At 35.6% G+C, this 19662-nt stretch carries 17 protein-coding genes, 1 pseudogene and 3 other annotated features; of the genes and pseudogenes, 14 read left to right on the top strand and 4 right to left on the bottom strand.

Annotation, left to right across the window (positions count from 1 at the left end; genetic code table 11):
* Positions 1 to 139: 139 nt before the first annotated feature.
* Positions 140 to 1048: pseudogene (locus LC095_RS22360) on the bottom strand (LysR family transcriptional regulator).
* Between the two features lie 142 nt (positions 1049 to 1190).
* On the opposite strand from LC095_RS22360, the gene LC095_RS22355 reads away from it, so the two are divergent.
* The 9 genes from LC095_RS22355 to LC095_RS22315 all read left to right on the top strand — a co-directional run bounded on the left by LC095_RS22355 (position 1191) and on the right by LC095_RS22315 (position 9178).
* Positions 1191 to 2213, top strand: coding sequence for an alpha/beta fold hydrolase (locus LC095_RS22355; protein ID WP_226530281.1), 1023 nt, complete (start codon positions 1191 to 1193; stop codon positions 2211 to 2213).
* A gap of 607 nt (positions 2214 to 2820) precedes the next feature.
* On the top strand, positions 2821 to 3438 hold the full coding sequence (locus LC095_RS22350) for a nitroreductase family protein (RefSeq protein ID WP_226530280.1): 618 nt from the start codon (positions 2821 to 2823) through the stop codon (positions 3436 to 3438).
* Positions 3439 to 3486: 48 nt separating this feature from the next.
* Positions 3487 to 4425, top strand: coding sequence for a ring-cleaving dioxygenase (locus tag LC095_RS22345; protein WP_226530279.1), 939 nt, complete (start codon positions 3487 to 3489; stop codon positions 4423 to 4425).
* A 22-nt stretch (positions 4426 to 4447) separates the two neighbouring features.
* Positions 4448 to 5056: a flavin reductase family protein gene (locus LC095_RS22340; RefSeq protein WP_226530278.1), complete on the top strand. Its 609-nt coding sequence runs from the start codon at positions 4448 to 4450 to the stop codon at positions 5054 to 5056.
* Positions 5057 to 5085: 29 nt separating this feature from the next.
* Positions 5086 to 6030, top strand: coding sequence for a ring-cleaving dioxygenase (locus tag LC095_RS22335; RefSeq protein ID WP_226530277.1), 945 nt, complete (start codon positions 5086 to 5088; stop codon positions 6028 to 6030).
* Entirely contained in the window at positions 6027 to 6668 is a 642-nt protein-coding gene (locus LC095_RS22330) for an alpha/beta hydrolase (protein ID WP_226530285.1), read from the top strand. The genes LC095_RS22335 and LC095_RS22330 overlap by 4 nt, the downstream gene beginning before the upstream one ends.
* Before the next feature lie 7 nt (positions 6669 to 6675).
* The gene (locus LC095_RS22325; RefSeq protein WP_226530276.1) at positions 6676 to 7095 is read left to right on the top strand and encodes a DoxX family protein; all 420 of its coding nucleotides are present in this window, start codon (positions 6676 to 6678) and stop codon (positions 7093 to 7095) included.
* Positions 7096 to 7576: 481 nt separating this feature from the next.
* On the top strand, positions 7577 to 8332 hold the full coding sequence (locus LC095_RS22320; protein ID WP_226530275.1) for an SDR family oxidoreductase: 756 nt from the start codon (positions 7577 to 7579) through the stop codon (positions 8330 to 8332).
* Positions 8333 to 8551: 219 nt separating this feature from the next.
* A complete protein-coding gene (locus LC095_RS22315; RefSeq protein ID WP_226530274.1) occupies positions 8552 to 9178 on the top strand; it encodes a class I SAM-dependent methyltransferase in 627 nt (208 codons plus the stop codon).
* 98 nt (positions 9179 to 9276) lie between these two features.
* On the opposite strand, the gene LC095_RS22310 is transcribed toward LC095_RS22315, so the two are convergent.
* Positions 9277 to 10173, bottom strand: a complete 897-nt coding sequence (locus LC095_RS22310; RefSeq protein ID WP_226530273.1) for a LysR family transcriptional regulator — start codon at positions 10171 to 10173, stop codon at positions 9277 to 9279.
* A gap of 358 nt (positions 10174 to 10531) precedes the next feature.
* Here LC095_RS22310 and LC095_RS22305 point away from each other — a divergent pair, with 358 nt between their 5' ends.
* Both LC095_RS22305 and LC095_RS22300 read left to right on the top strand, forming a co-directional pair.
* Complete coding sequence (locus LC095_RS22305) at positions 10532 to 11491, top strand: NAD(P)H-dependent flavin oxidoreductase (protein WP_226530272.1); 960 nt, start codon at positions 10532 to 10534, stop codon at positions 11489 to 11491.
* Between the two features lie 271 nt (positions 11492 to 11762).
* Positions 11763 to 12122 carry a VOC family protein gene (locus LC095_RS22300; protein WP_226530271.1) on the top strand — a complete coding sequence of 120 codons (360 nt, stop codon included), beginning with the start codon at positions 11763 to 11765 and terminating at the stop codon, positions 12120 to 12122.
* Between the two features lie 109 nt (positions 12123 to 12231).
* On the opposite strand, the gene LC095_RS22295 is transcribed toward LC095_RS22300, so the two are convergent.
* A complete protein-coding gene (locus LC095_RS22295) occupies positions 12232 to 12765 on the bottom strand; it encodes a GNAT family N-acetyltransferase (protein ID WP_226530270.1) in 534 nt (177 codons plus the stop codon).
* A gap of 252 nt (positions 12766 to 13017) precedes the next feature.
* Between LC095_RS22295 and LC095_RS22290 the strand changes: the two genes are divergently transcribed.
* The 3 genes from LC095_RS22290 to LC095_RS22280 all read left to right on the top strand — a co-directional run bounded on the left by LC095_RS22290 (position 13018) and on the right by LC095_RS22280 (position 17487).
* Entirely contained in the window at positions 13018 to 13893 is an 876-nt protein-coding gene (locus LC095_RS22290) for a protein kinase domain-containing protein (RefSeq protein ID WP_226530269.1), read from the top strand.
* Positions 13894 to 14156: 263 nt separating this feature from the next.
* Positions 14157 to 14377: a binding site (T-box leader), on the top strand.
* 38 nt (positions 14378 to 14415) lie between these two features.
* Positions 14416 to 14636 (top strand) — a binding site (T-box leader).
* A 38-nt stretch (positions 14637 to 14674) separates the two neighbouring features.
* Positions 14675 to 14897: a binding site (T-box leader), on the top strand.
* A 53-nt stretch (positions 14898 to 14950) separates the two neighbouring features.
* Positions 14951 to 16873, top strand: a complete 1923-nt coding sequence (gene thrS / locus LC095_RS22285) for a threonine--tRNA ligase (RefSeq protein ID WP_226530268.1) — start codon at positions 14951 to 14953, stop codon at positions 16871 to 16873.
* A 269-nt stretch (positions 16874 to 17142) separates the two neighbouring features.
* Positions 17143 to 17487 (top strand): hypothetical protein, encoded by a 345-nt coding sequence (locus LC095_RS22280; protein WP_319005835.1) that lies wholly within the window; start codon positions 17143 to 17145, stop codon positions 17485 to 17487.
* Positions 17488 to 17645: 158 nt separating this feature from the next.
* Here the strand turns inward: LC095_RS22280 and LC095_RS22275 are convergent, their stop codons facing one another.
* A complete protein-coding gene (locus LC095_RS22275; RefSeq protein ID WP_226530266.1) occupies positions 17646 to 19337 on the bottom strand; it encodes a hypothetical protein in 1692 nt (563 codons plus the stop codon).
* Positions 19338 to 19662 lie beyond the last annotated feature (325 nt).

The following is a 19662-nucleotide window of genomic DNA, read 5'->3' as shown; positions in this document are numbered from 1 at the left end:
GTATTGAACATAAATATCACCCTCCCAATTAGTTATCTATATTATACCAAATTAACGCGGTGAAAAGTTAAAGTATTCAGATAAAAATAATAGGCTGCCGAGGTTTCTCGACAGCCTGGATAGATCTAAATAGTGTAAACTATTTAGATCTATTGTTCTCCTCTATCTTCCAAACCTCCCTTGCTGCTTCTATGAAAGCTAATATGATTGGTGAAAGCCACTTGTCTTTATGCCATGACATCTGTGTATATACATCCAAGTCTGAAATTCGCCAAGGAAGAGCAACAAGTTCACCACGTTCAACTTCGACTTTAGTCACTATTTCAGGAAGAAAGGCAATACCAATTCCCGAAATTGCACATTGTTTAATGGCTTCGGCACTTTGGAACTCTAAAGACGAAATACGATCAATGTCTCCTTTCTTAAATATTCGATCAAACATGGTTCGATAGGGACAACCCTTTTCGTTAATCAAGAACACTTCTCCGTGAAAATCTTCAAGCTGTAATACATGTTGTTTCGCAAGTGGGTGATCTGGAGCGGCGAAAAAGCGAAACGTTTCTTCCGTCAATGATTCCGTTGCAAGTCCAGTTGATTGAATCGGTTCGTCCAGTATAAAGGCAACATCCGAGGTTCCCTCAAAGAGTGTTTGTTTGAGTTGTTGATTTGGAACGGATCGGAAAATAAGACGAACTCCCGGATGCCGCGAACGAAAAAGTTTAAAGACATCTGGAAGGCGATAGGCGCAAACAACCTCATTGGCACAGATCGTTAAGGTACCGCTTAGAATTTCATTGTCATGAAGGACGCTGCGAGCTTCCTCCAATTTGTTTAGAATGTCGTGGACGTGAGTTAAAAAACGTTTACCCGCAGTGGTGAGAACGAGCTGCTTTCCTAAGCGATCAAAGAGACGAACATCAAGCTCTTCCTCCAATGCTTTTATTTGCATGGTGACGTTGGATGGTACTTAGTTTAATGCTTCAGCAGCTCTACTGAAATTTAAAGTTGTTGCAACTGTTTGAAACGTATACAGTTGGCGCAATTCCATCAGGGTTCCTCCTTTACTTTCAATATTATTGAAAACTATATTTCATTTTGTTCACTTTTATTGAAAATAGCACAGCTTTATACTTAATAACAAGAAATACATCTACATGTATGTGTTTCATCTAGAAAGGAGTGACAACTCAATGGAGGAGTTTGAGATTTTTAATTTAGGTGATGTAACCTTGCAATCCGGAGTGACGTTACCAAGTGCTTTTCTTGCATATAAGACATATGGAAAATTAAATGAAAGGAAAGATAATGTTATCGTTTATCCAACGGCTTTTAGCGACAAACATGTTAATAATGAATGGTTAATTGGAAACGGCATGGCACTGGATCCACAGAAATATTTCATTATCATTCCAAATTTGCTAGGGAATGGATTATCTTCTTCGCCAAGTAATACGCCTGCACCATTCGACAAGGCTAATTTTCCACAAGTAACCATCTATGACAACATTCAATTACAGTATCGACTGGTGACGGAAAAATTCGGCATACAGAAGATTGCTCTTGTAGTTGGATGGTCAATGGGAGGTCTCCAATCATTCCAATGGGGAGCAAGTTATCCTGATATGGTGGAGCGAATTGCCTCTTTCTGCGGAAATGCAAAAACTTGGCCGCAAACGTATGTAGTCCTCGATGGACTCAAGGCTGCGATCTTAGCCTCAGTTGGCTCGGATTCTACTAAGCTAAACCAGTTGACTTCTGATGACATGCGTGCTGTTGGCCGTGTCTATGCAGGATGGGGATTATCGCAGACCTTCTATAAAGAAGAACTTTTTCGTGAACTGGGATTTGCCTCATTGGAAGATTTTGCAGTTGGGGTTTGGGAAAAAAGTTTTATGAGTATGGACCCTCACAATGTACTAGCTATGTTATGGACAGGACAACATGCAGATATTAGTGCAAACCCCACGTTTAATGGAGAGTTTGATAGGGCACTCAAAAGCATCGATGCGGTTACTTATATCATGCCAGGGAGTACAGATCTCTTCTGCACTGCAGACAATAACGAATATGAGGCTAGGCTTGTACCTAATGCAGAATATCATCCTATCAACTCAGTATGGGGTCATTTTGCCGGTCGTGGAATTAACAGTACCGATAATACATTTATTGATGACAAACTAAAGCGCTTATTGGCTCTTCGAACTAATAGATAAATTATGTCCATGTCGAACGTGAGTAAAACCAGTAAGATCTAATATCAACTTTATTCTATGTGGCTATTCTGATGAGTTAAAACCTTTAATTTTCACTCAAATGTCTTGTTATTTTTCTTGAATAGTTGAAATTTTTAGTGCTGTATATCGATACTAGCAACACGACCATTAAGGACGATTACTTTAAACGTAATCGTCTTTTTCGTTTACTTAAAGGGCAAATAGCAATAGAAAATAAAGAAACTTTGTTGAAAATTTGCGAGGAATTCTGGATTAGAAATGGTTTCTTTGTTTAGCTTCAATCATCTTTCATGTTAAAGCAAGGTAGAAACTAAATAAGTCTTTTTAGAAAAAAATATAAAAAACGAATATATATATTGACAAAATGAGATAAATTAAATAACATTATCTCATATTCAAGATTATTTAATTCGAGATAAATTGTATGATAAGGTTATCAAGAAAATGTTCAAATCATCCTTTTGGAGAAAGCAACATTTATCGATATTTGTTCAGCTTTAATCGGTACTGGCCGCTATAATATGTTTATTTTTTTATTCTAATATACCTCGAAATGAAGATTCTTTAATTAAGGAGATTGGAAAATATGGATTTTATTCAATTAGTAAAAGAGAGACGTTCAGCAAATAACTTTCTTCCTGATCATTCGATAAAAAAAGAAGAACTAAATGAAATATTTGAATTAGTCAAACTTGCTCCATCAGCTTTTAATCTACAACATACCAAATATGTAACTGTAATAGATCCAGTTGTGAAAGAGAAAATAAGGGAGGCTGCTTATGGACAATATAAAGTATCAAGTTCTTCTGCGGTTATTATTGTTCTCGGCGATAAAAAAGCTTTTCAACTAGCATCAGATATTTATGCTGGGTTAAAAATGCTAGGAATTGTGAATAAACAAGAATACGACCAAATGGTCAATGATACAGTTACATTTTATGAATCAAGAGGTCAAGATTTCCAGAGAGATGAAGCCATTAGAAATGCTTCCTTATCAGCGATGTTATTTATGATGGCTGCACAGGAAAAAGGATGGGATACCTGTCCTATGATTGGCTTTGACTCTGAAGCAGTTAAGAACACATTAAATATAGATGATCAACATGAAGTGGTTTTAATGATGACAATAGGGAAAGAGAAAGTAGAGAGTAGAAGAGCACGAGGTTATCGTAAACCAATAAGTGAATTTGTTACCTATCTATAACAAATGAGATAGAAACTTAGTTAAATGAATAAAAGGAGTGTGAATAAAATGAATAGAAAAACAATGGGTATCCACCATATAACGGCAATCGTGGGACACCCTCAAGAGAATGTTAATTTTTATGCAGGTGTGTTAGGACTGCGTCTAGTAAAACAAACGGTCAATTTCGACGATCCAGGGACTTACCATCTTTATTTTGGTGATGAAGGTGGCAAACCAGGCACAATTATGACATTCTTTCCATGGGCAGGAGCTCGCCAAGGCGTGATAGGAGACGGTCAAGTAGGAGTTACATCTTTCGTTGTTCCAAAAGGTTCTTTGGTTTTTTGGAAAACAAGATTAAAATCATTCAAAGTAACATTTACTGAAATGGATAGATTTGGTGAGAAATACCTGGAATTTGATGATCCACATGGGCTTCACTTGGAAATAGTTGAGAGAGAAGAGGGTGAGGCTAATACATGGGACTTTGGAGGATTAACCCCTAAAGTTGCGATTAAAGGGTTTGGCGGAGCGACCTTATTATCAACCCAGCCAGATAAAACGGCGGAATTATTAGAAAAGGTAATGGGACTTGAACTTGTTGCAAAAGAAGGTGATTTTAGTCGTTTCCGTTCGACAGCAGAGATTGGAAATATCATTGATTTAAAACAAACTCCTATTGGGCGAGGACAAATGGGCGTTGGAACAGTACATCACATCGCATGGCGAGCAGTTGATGACCAAGATCAATTAGATTGGCAAAAATATGTTTCAGAAAATGGCTATCAGGTTACTCCTGTACAAGATAGAAACTACTTTCATGCTATTTACTTTAGAGAACATGGAGAGATTCTTTTTGAAATTGCAACTGATCCTCCAGGGTTTGCACATGATGAATCATTGGAGACAATGGGAGAAAAATTGATGTTACCTCATCAGTATGAACAATATAGAGAACGAATCGAACAGGGTTTAATACCAATTAAAGTAAGAGAGCTAAACTAATTTTTGAAAGGGAGTGATTTCTGTGCTATCAATTGATCCTACTAACAATAGCGAAAGAGAGAATTATAAATTTTTAATAGGTAGCATTATACCGAGACCTATTGCCTTTGTCACGACAAGCTCAAAAGAGGGCGTTCTAAACGGCGCCCCATTTAGTTACTTTAATATCGTATCTTCAAATCCGCCAATGATTTCATTATCCATTCAACGATCAAAGGAGGGACAAAAGGATACAGCGAGAAACATCATTGAATCAAAAGAGTTTGTTGTTCATATTGTTGATGAAGACAATGTGGAAAAGGTGAATGAAACAGCTGCTAACCTTCCATCTAATCAGAGTGAAGTAATGGTAGCTAAATTAACACCAGTTGAAAGTGAGAAAGTTTCAGTTCCTGGAGTAAAAGAATCTAAAATTCGAATGGAATGTGTGCTAGAACATTCTTTAGAACTGGGCGGTGTCAATACACCAGGATGTGATGTTATCATAGGAAAAGTTGTTCAATTTCATATTGAAGATAGTATTTATGAAAAAGGAAGAATTGATCCTAAGGGCTTAGGAGCTGTTAGTCGATTAGCAGGTGTAAACTACGCAAAAATAGGTGAGATATTTTCCATAGAACGACCAAAATAAAACAATTTTTAAGTAAGGAGGGGTTGAGAATGCAAAAAACAACTGGTATCCATCATATTACAGCAATGGTGAATGATGCCCAAAGGAATATCGACTTTTACGCTGGTGTCCTTGGGTTAAGACTTATAAAAAAGACGATAAATTTTGATCGTCCAGAAGTGTATCATCTCTATTTTGGTAACGAAAGGGGAGAACCTGGAACCGTCATTACTTTTTTTCCATGGGCTAAGCAGTTAAAAGGACGCATCGGAACTGGTCAAGTTGGAGTAATTAGTTTTGTGATCCCAGTTGGTTCCCTTCCATTTTGGGAACATCGTTTACAAAAATTCGGGGTTGAATTCCAGCATTCTGAACGGTTTGATGAGAGAACGATTTTATTTAATGACCCAGATGGGCTTCAGCTTGAGCTTGTAGAACGACATGAAGGAACAAAAAATAGTTGGACCTTTGGCGGAATTCAAATAGAGAATGCGATTAAAGGGTTTGGCGGAGCTACATTAATTTCAGCCCAACCTAGTAAAACTGCAGATGTGTTAGAAAATATATTGGGACTTGAATGTATCGGTGATGAAGAGGGGTTTCTTAGATTTAGAACTGAGGAGAACATAGGTAATATCATTGACATCAAGTTATCTCCATCCGTTCGAGGTCTAATGGGAGCAGGAACTGTACATCATATTGCATGGCGGGCAAAGGATGAAGGAGATCTTCTTAGATGGGAATCTCTTCTTAAAGAAAAGGAATTTTATCCGACAGAAATCCGTGACCGAAACTATTTCAAAGCCGTGTATTTTCATGAACAGGGAGGGATACTCTTCGAAATAGCAACTGACCCACCAGGTTTTTCAGTTGACGAACCTATTGATGAACTTGGAACTAAACTTATGTTGCCGTCGTGGCTAGAGTCAAAACGACAAGAATTAGAAGAACACTTGCCTAGTATAGAAGTACGTAATTTAGAGGGAGATAAATAATGAAACATATTTTTAATAAAGGAAAAGATTTAACTAAGCCTACATTATTATTACTTCATGGTACAGGTGGAAATGAATTAGACTTGTTACCTCTTGCTGGAATGATTGATGATGAAGCATCTATTCTAAGCGTTCGAGGGAATGTATTAGAAAATGGAATGCCACGTTTCTTTCGCAGATTAGCTGAAGGTGTATTTGATGAAGAAGATCTTATTTTTCGTACAAAGGAATTACATGAGTTTCTTGATGAAGCAGCAGAAAAGTACGATTTCGACCGTGATAATCTATTTGCCATTGGATATTCTAATGGGGCTAATATTGCTGCTAGTTTATTATTTCACTATCAACATGCATTAAAAGGTGCCATTCTTCATCACCCAATGGTCCCTAGAAAAGGAATGGAACTTCCTAATTTATCTGGAAAGTCTGTTTTTATTGCGGCTGGCACAAATGATCCAATCTGCTCCCCCTTGGAATCCAAAGAACTAGAGTCATTATTAAAAAGCGCGTATGCAAATGTAGAAATTCATTGGGAAAATAGGGGTCATCAATTAACAAGAGAAGAAGTTGATGCTGCGGCACAGTGGTATCGTCATTTATTAACCATTAATGAAAAGAAAAATGATTTTGGAGGATAAATAAAGTATGTTTAAACATGAATTAGGAGCACTTATTTTACGTGTAACGTTAGGAGTATTATTTTTTATCCATGGGCTGGATAAATTCCAAGGAGGAATTGAAAATATTGTAGGATGGTTTGAAGCAATAGGTTTACCAGGTTTTCTCGCATATGGGGTTGCATTGCTTGAGATGGTTGGTGGTGTGGCTTTAATCATTGGATTGGCAACAAAACTAATATCTGCCCTATTCGGTTTATTAATGATTGGCGCAACGTTAAAAGTGAAACTCTCAGTTGGACTATTAGGTAATGGACAAATGGCAGGATATGAATTAGATTTAGCATTTTTGGCTATCGCAGTTTATCTTGTTATCAATGGAAGCAAAATGTTTTCAGTTAATCAATTAATCTTCAATAAGGATAATTCTATCTCAAAAACTAGTTGAAATTTCAATTAACCTAACGTCATAGGTTGATTGATAAAAGTTTTTTTATAAAATTTATCTCGAATTGATAATACTTTAAATTGAGGAATGTGAAATAGAGTAAACTTAGTAATAATTAATTAAACTTCATTCCATTTAGTAACGTGCTTATTAGTACTTTTTAATAACAAGCCTGAAATCACCTTGATTTTACTGTTGTTTCTTTGCTAAAATTTAGTAAGAGATGTAATGAGAGGGGAATCAAGAATCCATATGTGGAAAACCTTGTAATGATTCATTAATTGGATAGAGACAGAAAGACTAATCGGTGCTTATTAAGTGTGCGGAACTGTCTATCTGAATTCATTCAAGGGACACACGGTGTGGACAATTAAACTCCCGTATTCTAAAGCAGATACCTTTGTATATCTGCTTTTATTAATGGGTAAAAATACATCTTTATTGACACAATCAGACCGTCCCTAATTTGGGAGGGGTTTTAGTGAATCGTCATAATGAAAAAATTGCGGTTATTACTGGAGTTAGTAACGAAAAAGAAATTGGTGCTGCAATATGTCGCAGACTGGCAACTGAGGGAATAGACATTTTCTTTACACATTGGAATGCCGATTCTAACTGGGAAGAGGATTTCCGAAGGGAAATGATTGAATCGGGAGTCCGCTGTGCGGGGATCGAATTAGATTTGGCAAAGAGTGATTCTCCCGAGCTTTTGATTAGAGAAGTCACAAGATTGATAGGCATCCCTACAATATTAATAAATAATGCTGCACATTCAATTGATTCAAGTTTTATGGATTTAGATGCAAAGATTTTGGATGACCATTATTTTGTGAATGTGAGAGCGACAAGTCTTCTCTGTGTCGAGTTTGCTAGACTAATACAGAAAACGAATAGACAGTATGGACGTATTATTAATTTAACATCTGGTCAACAATTAGGACCAATGCCCGGAAATTTAGCCTATGTTGCAACAAAAGGTGCAATCTCATCCTTTACGCTCTCTTTATCTGCTGAATTGGCGCATTTGGGTATTACAGTAAATGCTGTGAATCCTGGTCCAACAGATTCGACTTGGATGACAGATGAGATAAGAGACTATCTCCGACCTAAATTCCCAATGGGTCGTATTGGTCAACCAGACGATGCAGCCCGTATCATCTCATTTCTTGCTAGTGAGGATGCCGGTTGGATAACAGGTCAGGTTATCCATTCAGAAGGTGGGTTTTATCGGGGATAGGATGAATACACATGAATATGGAATCTTGAGATTGGTGCGTTAATCATGAGTGATAACGCACCATTTTCTTATTTTACTACACGATAATAATCAGTTTATCTTACAAGAATGAATCATAGAAAATGACGTGTAAGGAACTAATCTATTTACAAATAGATTAATTCTTATTATAGTTATTAAAGAGTTATTATATCTATAATTAAGGGGGGTAAATATACAATGGAATTCTGGGAATCAAGTTTTATCGAAAAACAAACGATGTGGGGATTTGAACCTACAGACTCTGCCATCCTAACAAATGATTTTTTTCTAAAAAAGAATGTGAAAGATATTCTGATACCTGGTTTTGGATATGGCAGAAATGCAAAGGTGTTTATTGATAATGGTATAAATGTAACAGGTATTGAAATTTCAAAAACAGCAATTGATTTGGCAGCGCAAAACGGCCTTGATTGCAATATTTATCATGGCTCTGTGTCGGACATGCCTTTTGAAAAGAAACAATATGACGGTATATTTAGCCATGCACTTATTCATTTATTAAATAAAGACGAAAGAAAAAAATTTATTCAAGATTGCTATGATCAGTTAAAGCCAAATGGATATATGGTTTTCACAGCTGTTTCAAAGAAAGCCCCAATGTTCGGAAAGGGCAAACAATTGGATGAGGATTATTTCGAGATTATGGACGGAGTAAAAATGTATTTTTATGATACTGACTCCATACAACAAGACTTTGAAAAATACGGACTAGTAGAGTGTACAGACATTAACGAGCCAAATAAGCACATGAAAGGGAAACCTTCAATAAATTTTATGATGATTAAGTGTCATAAACATCTATGATTGGATGAAGAGTGAGTAATAACATATATTCCTAAAGTATTCTAGGCAACTGTTACATTGGCAGTTGCCTATTTTGGTTTGTATTCCATTACTTTCTCTCAAGAATTTGAAAATTTCTTCTGAATTTCTTTTAAAAACTGCTCAGCAGCTGCAGAAAAAACCTGATGCTTTTTCCAAACAATATTTAAGCCGGATTCAAGTTTTGGCTCGAGTGGTTTAAAGCAAAGGTTACGATCACTGGACGTGTTCACTATTTTGTCAAGGGCTAATGCGTAACCAATTCCTTCTTCAACCATAATGGCAGCATTGTAGGCAAGATTGTATGTCGTGACGATGTTTAAATTGGTAAATTCTTCACCAAACCAATCGGCGAATTCATTTTTGGATGATGTCTGTTTCATCACTTGACGTGAACAAATGAGCGGTATATTCACTAAATCAATTGCTTGAATCGTTTCTTTGCTAGCAAGAGGACTGTCTTTTCTCATAACAACTCCCCAAACATCTTTGGCTGGGATATTGACATAGTTGTATTTTGATAGATCCGCTGGTTGAATTAATATACCAAAATCAAGTAATCCTTTGTCAAGGCGTTCAGTCACATCTTCTTCATTTCCGCTATAGAGGTGAAACCGTATATGTGGATAGTGAAGTTGTAAATCTCTTACCACCCTCGCAATCTCTTTCATGGCCTCTGTTTCACCGCTGCCTATGTATACATCACCACTTACTGTTTCTTCCATGGAATGAAATTCTGTCTCTAATTTATCGACCATCTCAACGATTTCTTCTGCTCTTTTTCGCAACAGGATTCCTTCTTCTGTGAGAATGATACTATGACTACTGCGAGTAAAGAGCTTTTTCCCTAACTCTTGTTCAAGGTCTTTTATTTGTCTTGATAAGGTTGGCTGGGTTACATGCAAGTAATCAGCAGCAGCTGTCATGCTTCCTTCTCTTGCAACAGAAAGAAAATAGCGCAAAACTCTTAATTCCATAAATAATCCTCCTTTTTCATGATATAGAAAATTTAGTTATGATATGCATATCAAGTATATCTAGATAAAAGATATAATTATTCCTTTATACACATAAATCATTATAGATTAAAGAACCGACGATGAAAACATGAGTAAGAAAGATGGTATCTAGTATGTCTTGACGGAAATAAAGACGCGGTGAAGGAACTCTTCAATTTACTTTAGGGGTGTTTACTTCACCTTTATTAGAATTTTAGTATTAGAGGAAGGATCATGATAAAAATGTGTTGCTTCTGTTCCCTTTATAGGATTAATTAATCGTGGTGTCGAATATCTAATCTTATAAGGTAACATCCTTAAAAGGAGATGAGAGGTTATGAAAACACGAGTAACAGAGATATTTGGCATTAAATACCCAATTGTCCAAGGAGGGCTGGCTTACCTAGCTTACGCCGAACTAGCTGCAGCTGTATCAAATGCGGGAGGACTTGGACAAATAACTGCTGCAACACTACGTACACCTGAAAGACTTAGAGAGGAAATCCGTAAAGTGCGGACACTCACAGATAAGCCTTTTGGAGTGAATCTAGCAATTGCAAAACACGATGGTCAGTATAAAGAATTACTTGAAATGGCTATTGAGGAAAAGGTACCAGCCATTTCGATAACTGGAGGTAACCCGCAACCTGTTTTAGAAAGAATAAGAGGATGCAACATAAAGACACTAGTTTTAGTATCAGGAGTAAGACAAGCGCAAAAAGCTGAAGAATTAGGTGCAGATGTTGTCATGGCGGTAGGTCAGGAAGGTGGAGGTCATTTAGGACGTGACGATATTGGCACAATGGTACTTGTTCCTCGTGTCGTAGATTCTGTTTCCATCCCGGTATTAGCAAGTGGAGGTATTGGTGATGGGCGAGGGCTATTAGCAGCATTCGCTCTAGGTGCGGAAGGCATTGAAATGGGTACTCGTTTTATAGCTACTCAAGAATGTGTTCATGCGAATGAAACATATAAGCACGAAATTCTTAGTGCAAAAGAGACAGATACAGTTGTGATAAAGAGAACTTTAGGTTCACCGGGACGAGTGTTGAAAAGTCAATATGCGCTGGGTATTATCGAGCGTGAACAGAAAGGTGCAACCTATGAAGATCTGAAAGAAGTGATTAGCGGTAAAGCTAATACTAGATATATATATGACGGGAATGAAATGGAAGGTTTTGGTTGGGCTGGTCAGGTAATCGGTCTTATCGATCATATTCCAACGGTTCAAGATTTATTTGATGAAATGATTTTAACTGCGGAAAAAGGAATGAGTCGTTTACATAAGATTTTTTAAGTGTGGTGTGTTGCTCTTTCAATGAGGAAAATGAGAAACCATCGTTTGTCGAATGTTTATTCTAAAATATAAAGGGATTTATTGGATTTTATAGAAATAATAATTCAGTTTGTTTTAGTGAATTTCAAAAAATCCATAGAAAAAGGAGATTATGTTTTATGAATGAACAAGTACTAGATATATTTATTGACACTTCGATTTAACTGATATAAATGGAATTGAATTATAGAAATAAAGATTTTTAATCGATCTTGGGAAAGCAGGAATTTTAATGGCGAGAGTAATTGGATTTGAACTAAGTAGCCAAGAACCTGAGAAAGCTGCAGCATTTTATTCGAATGTTTTTGGTTGGGAAATTGCTGAGCCTATATGGGAATATAGGGCTGTTACAACAGGAAATAATGATACGTCAGGAATTGATGGTGGCATCGGGAAAGGCCCACATGACTTTCCTCATGGAACTCGTATTCAAATTGAAGTTGACTCACTTGATCAGGCTTTATCAAAAGCTAAAAACAATGGGGCAATGATTTTACGAGATAAAATGGAATTTGATGACTTTTATCTCGCATATTTGGTAGACCCTGTTGGAATTGGTTTCGGTCTAATTCAATTTAAAAATAAAAGATAAAGTGAAGGAACACTCACGGATTATAAAAAGATTCCCAATCCGTGAGTAATATTTTAGAGTATCATAGATTTAATAATGTAGCCTTACATATCTAAGTGTAAACCTTCCGTTAGTTCCGTAAATCTAAATCTGAACGTAACATCCCATAGACAATGCTATCTGTCCATTCATTCTTATTCCAAAAATCCTGAATAAAATGAGCTTCTTTTCTCATTCCTATACGCTCACATAATTTTTGTGAAGCTTTATTTCTTGCATCAAGGTTTGCTTGTATACGATGCACATTAAAAGTATCAAATAACGTCTTGACTAAACTACTCACGGCTTCTGTAGCATAACCCCTTCCTGAAGAATTATTAGAAAAGCTATAACCAATTTCAACCGTATCTTTCATAGGTGTATACCATACAGATAAATCACCAATTACTTTCGTGTTGTTGATTACTGCCAAACTTAAAGTTGTTTCTTTAGTAAGTTCTCTATTTTTTAACTTTTTATTAAACTCCTCATGCATATTTTCGTGTGACCACTTATCATGCAAAAGATATCTACATGTGTCATCATTGTTGTAAATAGTAAATACATCATGTAAGTCATTACTTTTAAAAGGTCTAATTGTTAATCTTTCCGTTTTAAATTCCAAAAATGATCCTCCTATCTAATGCCTGAAAAATGACTAGTTGACATCCTATTTCAATTTTAATCGATTATGATTATAAAATGTACAGGCTGGTTTAATAACAAGGTAATTTCTGATCAAGAAACGAAATATGCATAAAGAATTAGAGGGGTGGAGAGTTTGTGGCAGCTTTTCTTCATGCACTAACAGATCATAAAGAAGGTAAACCTTTTAACATGAATAGAAAAAATCTTCATAAGAAAATGGAGGAGTTAAATGGGTGATATGCAGGTTATCAATTTAGATAAAGTATCCTTTCAATTAAGAGAAAAACATAACTTCGAATGGCTAACAGATATGGGAGAAGTTTTCAGTGTTTTTGATGAGCAAGACTCAGGGAATATATGTTTTGGTATTGAAAAAGATGGAGTGAAAAAATTTGTGAAGTTTGCTGGTGCAAAAACAAAAGAATATACGGGACAACCAGAAAATGCGATCGAGATATTAAAGAATTCAATTCCCCTGTATGAAAATTTGCAACATAAACACTTGATAAATTTACTTGATCATTTTGAGATGGATAAAGGTTATGTGTTGGTTTTTGAGTGGTTTGAAGGTGAATGTCTTCACTCCCATTGGTCATTCCCGCCACCACATAAATACACTCACCATGATTCACCTTTTTATCGGTTTAAACAATTACCAATTGAACAACGTTTAAAGTCATTTAAAGGTATAGTAGAATTCCATCTACATGTAGAAAGGAATGATTATGTAGCAGTTGATTTTTACGACGGAAGTATTTTATACGACTTTAAAAATAATATCACGAAGATTTGTGACATTGATTTATACAAGAAAAAACCATTTATCAATCCAATAGGGCGACTGTGGGGATCATCAAGATTTATGTCCCCGGAAGAATTTGAATTAGGTGCTAAAATTGACGAAAGAACAAACGTATTTAATATGGGAGCAATCGCATTTGGACTGTTGGGCGGAGAACTTGACCGCTCATTTTCAAAGTGGGATGCTGGACAGGAACTTTATCAAGTAGCAATTAAGGCAGTTAAATTAGATAGAGTGGAAAGATATTCAACAATAGAAGAATTCCTATCTGCTTGGGAAACAGCTTCAAAACGAGGGTTGTGAAACATTGCATTTAAAATAACTGGGTTTACTTGATGAATAGCTTTAGTTCTTATTTTTTAATCGGGCCAGATTGGAGCAGAACTTTAGTTACGGTAGAGTCTATAATGAGCATTAAAACAAAATCTGCCTGTACTAACTTTGAGAAAAATGTACCTAAACTAAGAAATTGGTTTTTATAAAAAATTCCAAATTTGATATTGCATTTTTTGAAATTATATTATAGAATTTTAAAAAAATAAATTACGACATATCATTTCATTTTTATAAATGCACTGAAAAGGACAAGAATTATTTTTACGATTTTCAGAGAGGGAAGGAAAGGTGAGAGCTTCCCAATTTAGGAAAATAATTTACCACCTTAGAGCTGTATTGGGGAACTAAAGTATCCAATACCGTACATGCTGCGTTACAGCACCAAAGCCATGAGCTTATTCGCTTATGGGAAATTGGGTGGAACCACGGGTATAACACACTCGTCCCTTGTTTAGGGATGAGTGTGTTTTTTTATATTTAAAACTAGATAAATTTGCGAAAAAAAGGACAAGAATTATTTTTACGGTTTTCAGAGAGGGAAGGAAAGGTGAGAGCTTCCCAACTTAGGAAAATAATTTACCACCTTAGAGCTGTATTGGGGAACTAAAGTATCCAATACCGTACATGCTGCGTTACAGCACCAAAGCCATGAGCTTATTCGCTTATGGGAAATTGGGTGGAACCACGGGTATAACACACTCGTCCCTTGTTTAGGGATGAGTGTGTTTTTTTATATTTAAAACTAGATAAATTTGCGAAGAAAAGGACAAGAATTATTTTTACGATTTTCAGAGAGGGAAGGAAAGGTGAGAGCTTCCCAACTTAGGAAAATAATTTACCACCTTAGAGCTGTATTGGGGAACTAAAGTATCCAATACCGTACATGCTGCGTTACAGCACCAAAGCCATGAGCTTATTCGCTTATGGGAAATTGGGTGGAACCACGGGTAATAAACACACTCGTCCCTTATATAGGGATGGGTGTGTTTTTTATATAACTAAAATAAAAGGAGAGTTTCTATCAATGAAAGAACAATTAATCAAACTTACATTTCCAGACGGTCAGGTTAGGGAGTATAACAAAGGATGTACAATTTCAGATGTTGCAGAATCGATCAGCTCAATTTTAGGAAGAAATGCAGTTGCAGGAAAAGTAGATGAACAACTTGTTGATTTAACTTACAAATTAGAAAAGGATGCTGAAGTAACAGTTCTAACAATCGATTCAGATGAAGGATTATCGATTTTTCGTCACTCGTCTGCACATATATTAGCACAAGCGATTAAAAGAATTTATGGTAATGTGCAATTAGCAATAGGACCAGTCATTGAAAATGGATTTTATTATGATCTAAAACTAGGACACAGCTTGACTACTGATGATTTACTTGCGATTGAAAAAGAGATGGAAAACATCATAAGCGAGAATTTAGAATTCAACCGAATAGAAGTTTCTTTTGACGAAGCTGAAAAGTTATTTGAAGAAAAGGGCGAATCATTTAAATTAGAAATATTAAAGGACCTTCGTTCGAAAGAAGAGAAAATTTCACTATATCAACAAGGAGAATTTATAGATCTATGTCGAGGACCACATCTACCTTCTACTGGCTTAATAAAGGCATTTAAATTAACTCATGTCTCAGGTGCTTATTGGCGTGGTGATAGTGAAAATGAAGTTCTCCAACGTGTCTATGGCGTTGCTTTTAAACAGAAAAAAGATTTAAAGCAGCATCTACACTTTTTAGAAGAAGCTGCAAAGCGAGATCATCGTAAGCTAGGGAAGCAATTAGAATTATTTATGTTTTCGGATGAAGCACCAGGGATGCCTTTTTATTTACCAAATGGCCAAATCATTAGAAACGAACTAGAAAAATTTTCGCGAGAGATTCAAAGCAAAGCCTATTATGATGAAGTTCGCACTCCATTTATGATGAATCAACAACTATGGGAGAAATCAGGTCATTGGGAGCATTATCACGAAAATATGTATTTCTCTGATGTCGATCATACAAAATTTGCGTTGAAACCAATGAATTGTCCTGGACATATGTTGATATTTAAAAATGATCTTTACTCCTATCGTGATTTACCGATTCGAATGGCAGAGTTTGGTCAAGTTCATCGTCATGAATACAGTGGCGCGCTGAATGGTTTACTCAGAGTTCGTACTTTCTGTCAGGATGATGCACACATCTTTGTACGTGAAGATCAAATTGAAAGTGAAATTGAACAAGTGTTTCTGTTAATTGACGAAGTATATCGTACTTTTGGGTTTGAATATTCCGTTGAGCTTTCTACACGTCCAGTGGATTCATTAGGCGAAGATAACCTTTGGGAAGTTTCCGAGAATTCATTAAAAAATGTACTTAAAAAATTAAAGGTTAATTATCAGTTAAATGAAGGTGATGGAGCATTTTATGGACCAAAAATTGATTTTCATATTAGAGATGCATTAAGACGAAGTCATCAATGTGGAACAATTCAACTTGATTTTCAAATGCCAGAAAAATTTGATTTAACTTATATAAATGAAAATAATGAAAAGGTTCGTCCAGTTGTTATTCATCGTGCAATTTTTGGCTCGATTGATCGATTCTTTGGCATATTAATTGAACACTTTGCAGGTGCTTTTCCAATATGGCTTTCACCAAAGCAAGTACAAATTATTCCCGTATCAAACGTCCATATGGATTATTGTTTGATGATCCAATCAGAACTTAAACGATTAGGAATAAGAGTAAATATAGACGAGCGAAGTGAGAAGCTAGGATACAAGATTAGAGAAGCACAAATGAAGAAAATTCCATATACTCTCATAATTGGGGATAAGGAAGTTGAAGAGAATGCTATAAATGTAAGAAAGCATGGGAATCAACAATCTGAAAGTGTTTTATTTGTAGAATTTAAACAAAAGGTTGTACAACAAGTAAAACAGCGTAGTATTTAAATAGCTAAACAAAGTAGGGGATTCGTGCAACTCATCCATTTATGGATTTGGAGCTATTGTCTTACTAACAATAAATGTTATTTTAAAAAGATTGAATCTTAAAAAAGAGAATTATTCTTGTAGTTGTTTGAAATTGAGGCGAATGCTGAACAAGGGTATTCGCCTTTTGTTTTGAAGTATGTTGGGGGTTTGTTGAGAAAGGATATGCAACTAATTGACTTGAATATATACTAAAAAGAAAAAAGTTTTTAACAGAGGAGCCGAAAATGATGTGTTTTAGTGAACAACAAGAAACATATAAGTTAAAGGTCGAAGGTGATGTTGGAGCTGACCCTATTTGGTGTAATCAATGCGGATGTAATTTTAATTTAGAAGATATTCCAATCTCCATAGAGTTAAAAAGAGAATTGAGCGAGTGGGCAAAAACGTATGGTGAATGGATTGATTGGGATTTAGATCAATTAATTGAAAATGGTGTTGAAAGAGAGGAAGAACATAACAGACAAGGTGCTTATTTAACAGGAAAAGTTAAGTTAGAGCTCAGAGGTATATATAAAATAAAGTTTTCACCTTCGTCAATGGGAAGAGCTTACGCAAATAATAAACGTTTCTAAAGCAATTGTGTTGCGTTCTATAATAGGTGGTTTGGGGATATTTTTATTCATATAATTCATCACAATTTTTGTTGAGAAAGTGAAAAAAAAAGAACCCGCCTAATTTGGCGAGTTTCTTTTTTATAGGCTATTGTTTTTAGGTGTTTTTATTAAAGGCCTTATTCCAACCCGTCAATCACCATTTTTTTCACTGGCAAGAAACTTTCACCCGTTTCGAGAAAGGTTATCGTGACTTTATCGTTTTCCTGCAGGTATATGGCCAACGGTTGATTTTCAGATGAGATGACGAAATTTTTACGATTGTCTAAAAGGAATGAAACAACAGTAAAATCACCGGTTTTTTCTTTGTAAACACGAACAACTGTTCCTGTTACAGTTTTTTCTTCTGCATTAGATGTTCCATCTACACTGCTTCCACCTTTTTGCAAGGCGATTTTATAATTCTTTAATGCTTCGTTAGGTGTAGCGGCATATACAGATATTTCCGGGTTGGCAGCAGAAACAATAAAGTAATTTTGTAAAAATCCGTTCGAGTCCAAAACAGGTGTTAACCAGCTGGCTTCTCCATAGAAATTATATAAAACAGGCATTTCGCCATGCCATTTTTTTTCGATGAATTTCTTTTCGATGATTTGCAGAGCTCCTTGGGAATCCATATATGATTCTTCAAGATTTCCAGTATAGTAAGTGGCTTTACCCGTTCTTGAGTTAGTGAGTGAATATCCCAACATAGAATCAACGCCTTCTTTAGGGCTGGTAAAATCGGTAAAGTAATACATGTCTCCATTTTCGTCAAAAATTGGACTAACATTGGCTTCCGTTCCTTCGTCAGATGGTAGTTTTACATCAGATTTGCCAAACATACTATTCCAAAATCCATGTATATAATTTCCATAGTAGCTGTTCTGTAAGCTAACCGTTTCAGGGGAAACAGCTCCATCAATGAAAGAAGGGACGTCAGCTAGTTTATAGTCTTGAGTCTCCCCGTTTTTAGGATCAACCATAACAATTCCTTCCACCTTGAAACCATTACGTGCTGAAACAAATTGGCCGTAAGTACGGATGTAATATGGTTTTCCTTCTTCATCAATCTCTAACTGAACATCTCCATAAAAAATATGTTTAGGATAGTTCATTCGAATATGACGCTCTACTTTTTTATTAAAATAAGAGGAGGGTGTATAGGTCATTTCAGATTTAATGAATTTAGGATTTTTAGATGAATCAGTAGCACTTAACGTGAAATATCCAGGTATTTCATCACCGTTTAGCCATTTGAAAAATCCTGAAAATTCAACAGGTGCAATATATACAAATTCGCCATTTACTTTTTGAATTTGTAGATGTCCCAGTTCATAATAACTCGTATTTGGTACTTGACCAAATGCCTTTTTCATCTTATTTCTAGCAAACTCCGGCGGTACACTTGCTGGTGTTTTGGTTTCATCAAAGGCTTTAATTTCAACTGACTCCTTCATATCAGCATATTCGAATTTTTCATTTGCATTAAAGAAAGGTGCTGAGAGAAGATATAGACCAAATACTAAACTTCCTAAGAAAATAACGCCCTTTATTATTTTTTCCTTTCCTGAAGCAATCGCTGCTCCCAATGCAGAAACAACAATCATAAAAATCCATAATGATGATATATTTCGATCTAAATTGCTAATGTAATAAAACGCAAACGTACCGATCATAATGAAGGCGAGTAGTGCGCTAATAGCCCCTATACTGAGCGGTTTTTGAGCCGTTTTGGTTTCTTTTTTTGATGGCTTTTTCTTTGTAAAAGGAATAATCAGAATGGCTGAAATTAGCCCAATAATAAGAGAAAAGATAAGAATATTGATCATGATGCTCTCCCTTCGGTTTGTGTATATTCTTAATACGGTTTACGTTCATGAATGGTTTCATTTATATTGTTGGAATCGTTTACCTGCATATTAAAGCAGTTAAAAGGAGGGATTCCTCTCTTTCTTTCATTGGCATACAAATAGGGAGCGCATACAGTGCTCGACGATAAAAAAGATAAGTAATAAGCTTTATTGTTTTTTTTTTTTGATCTATTTTCGATTATCAAAATTTATTTACTATTTGTCAAAGTTCGACACCACTTACTTCAAATAACTTGCCGAGACTAGTATAAGTTTTTATTTTTAAAAAAATTATATATTTTTT

The organism is Metabacillus niabensis, from assembly GCF_020524345.1.
In the GTDB taxonomy this organism is placed as follows: domain Bacteria; phylum Bacillota; class Bacilli; order Bacillales; family Bacillaceae; genus Metabacillus; species Metabacillus niabensis_B.
The sequence above is the reverse complement of the archived record's forward strand: the minus strand, read 5'-3'. Positions and strand labels throughout refer to the sequence as shown.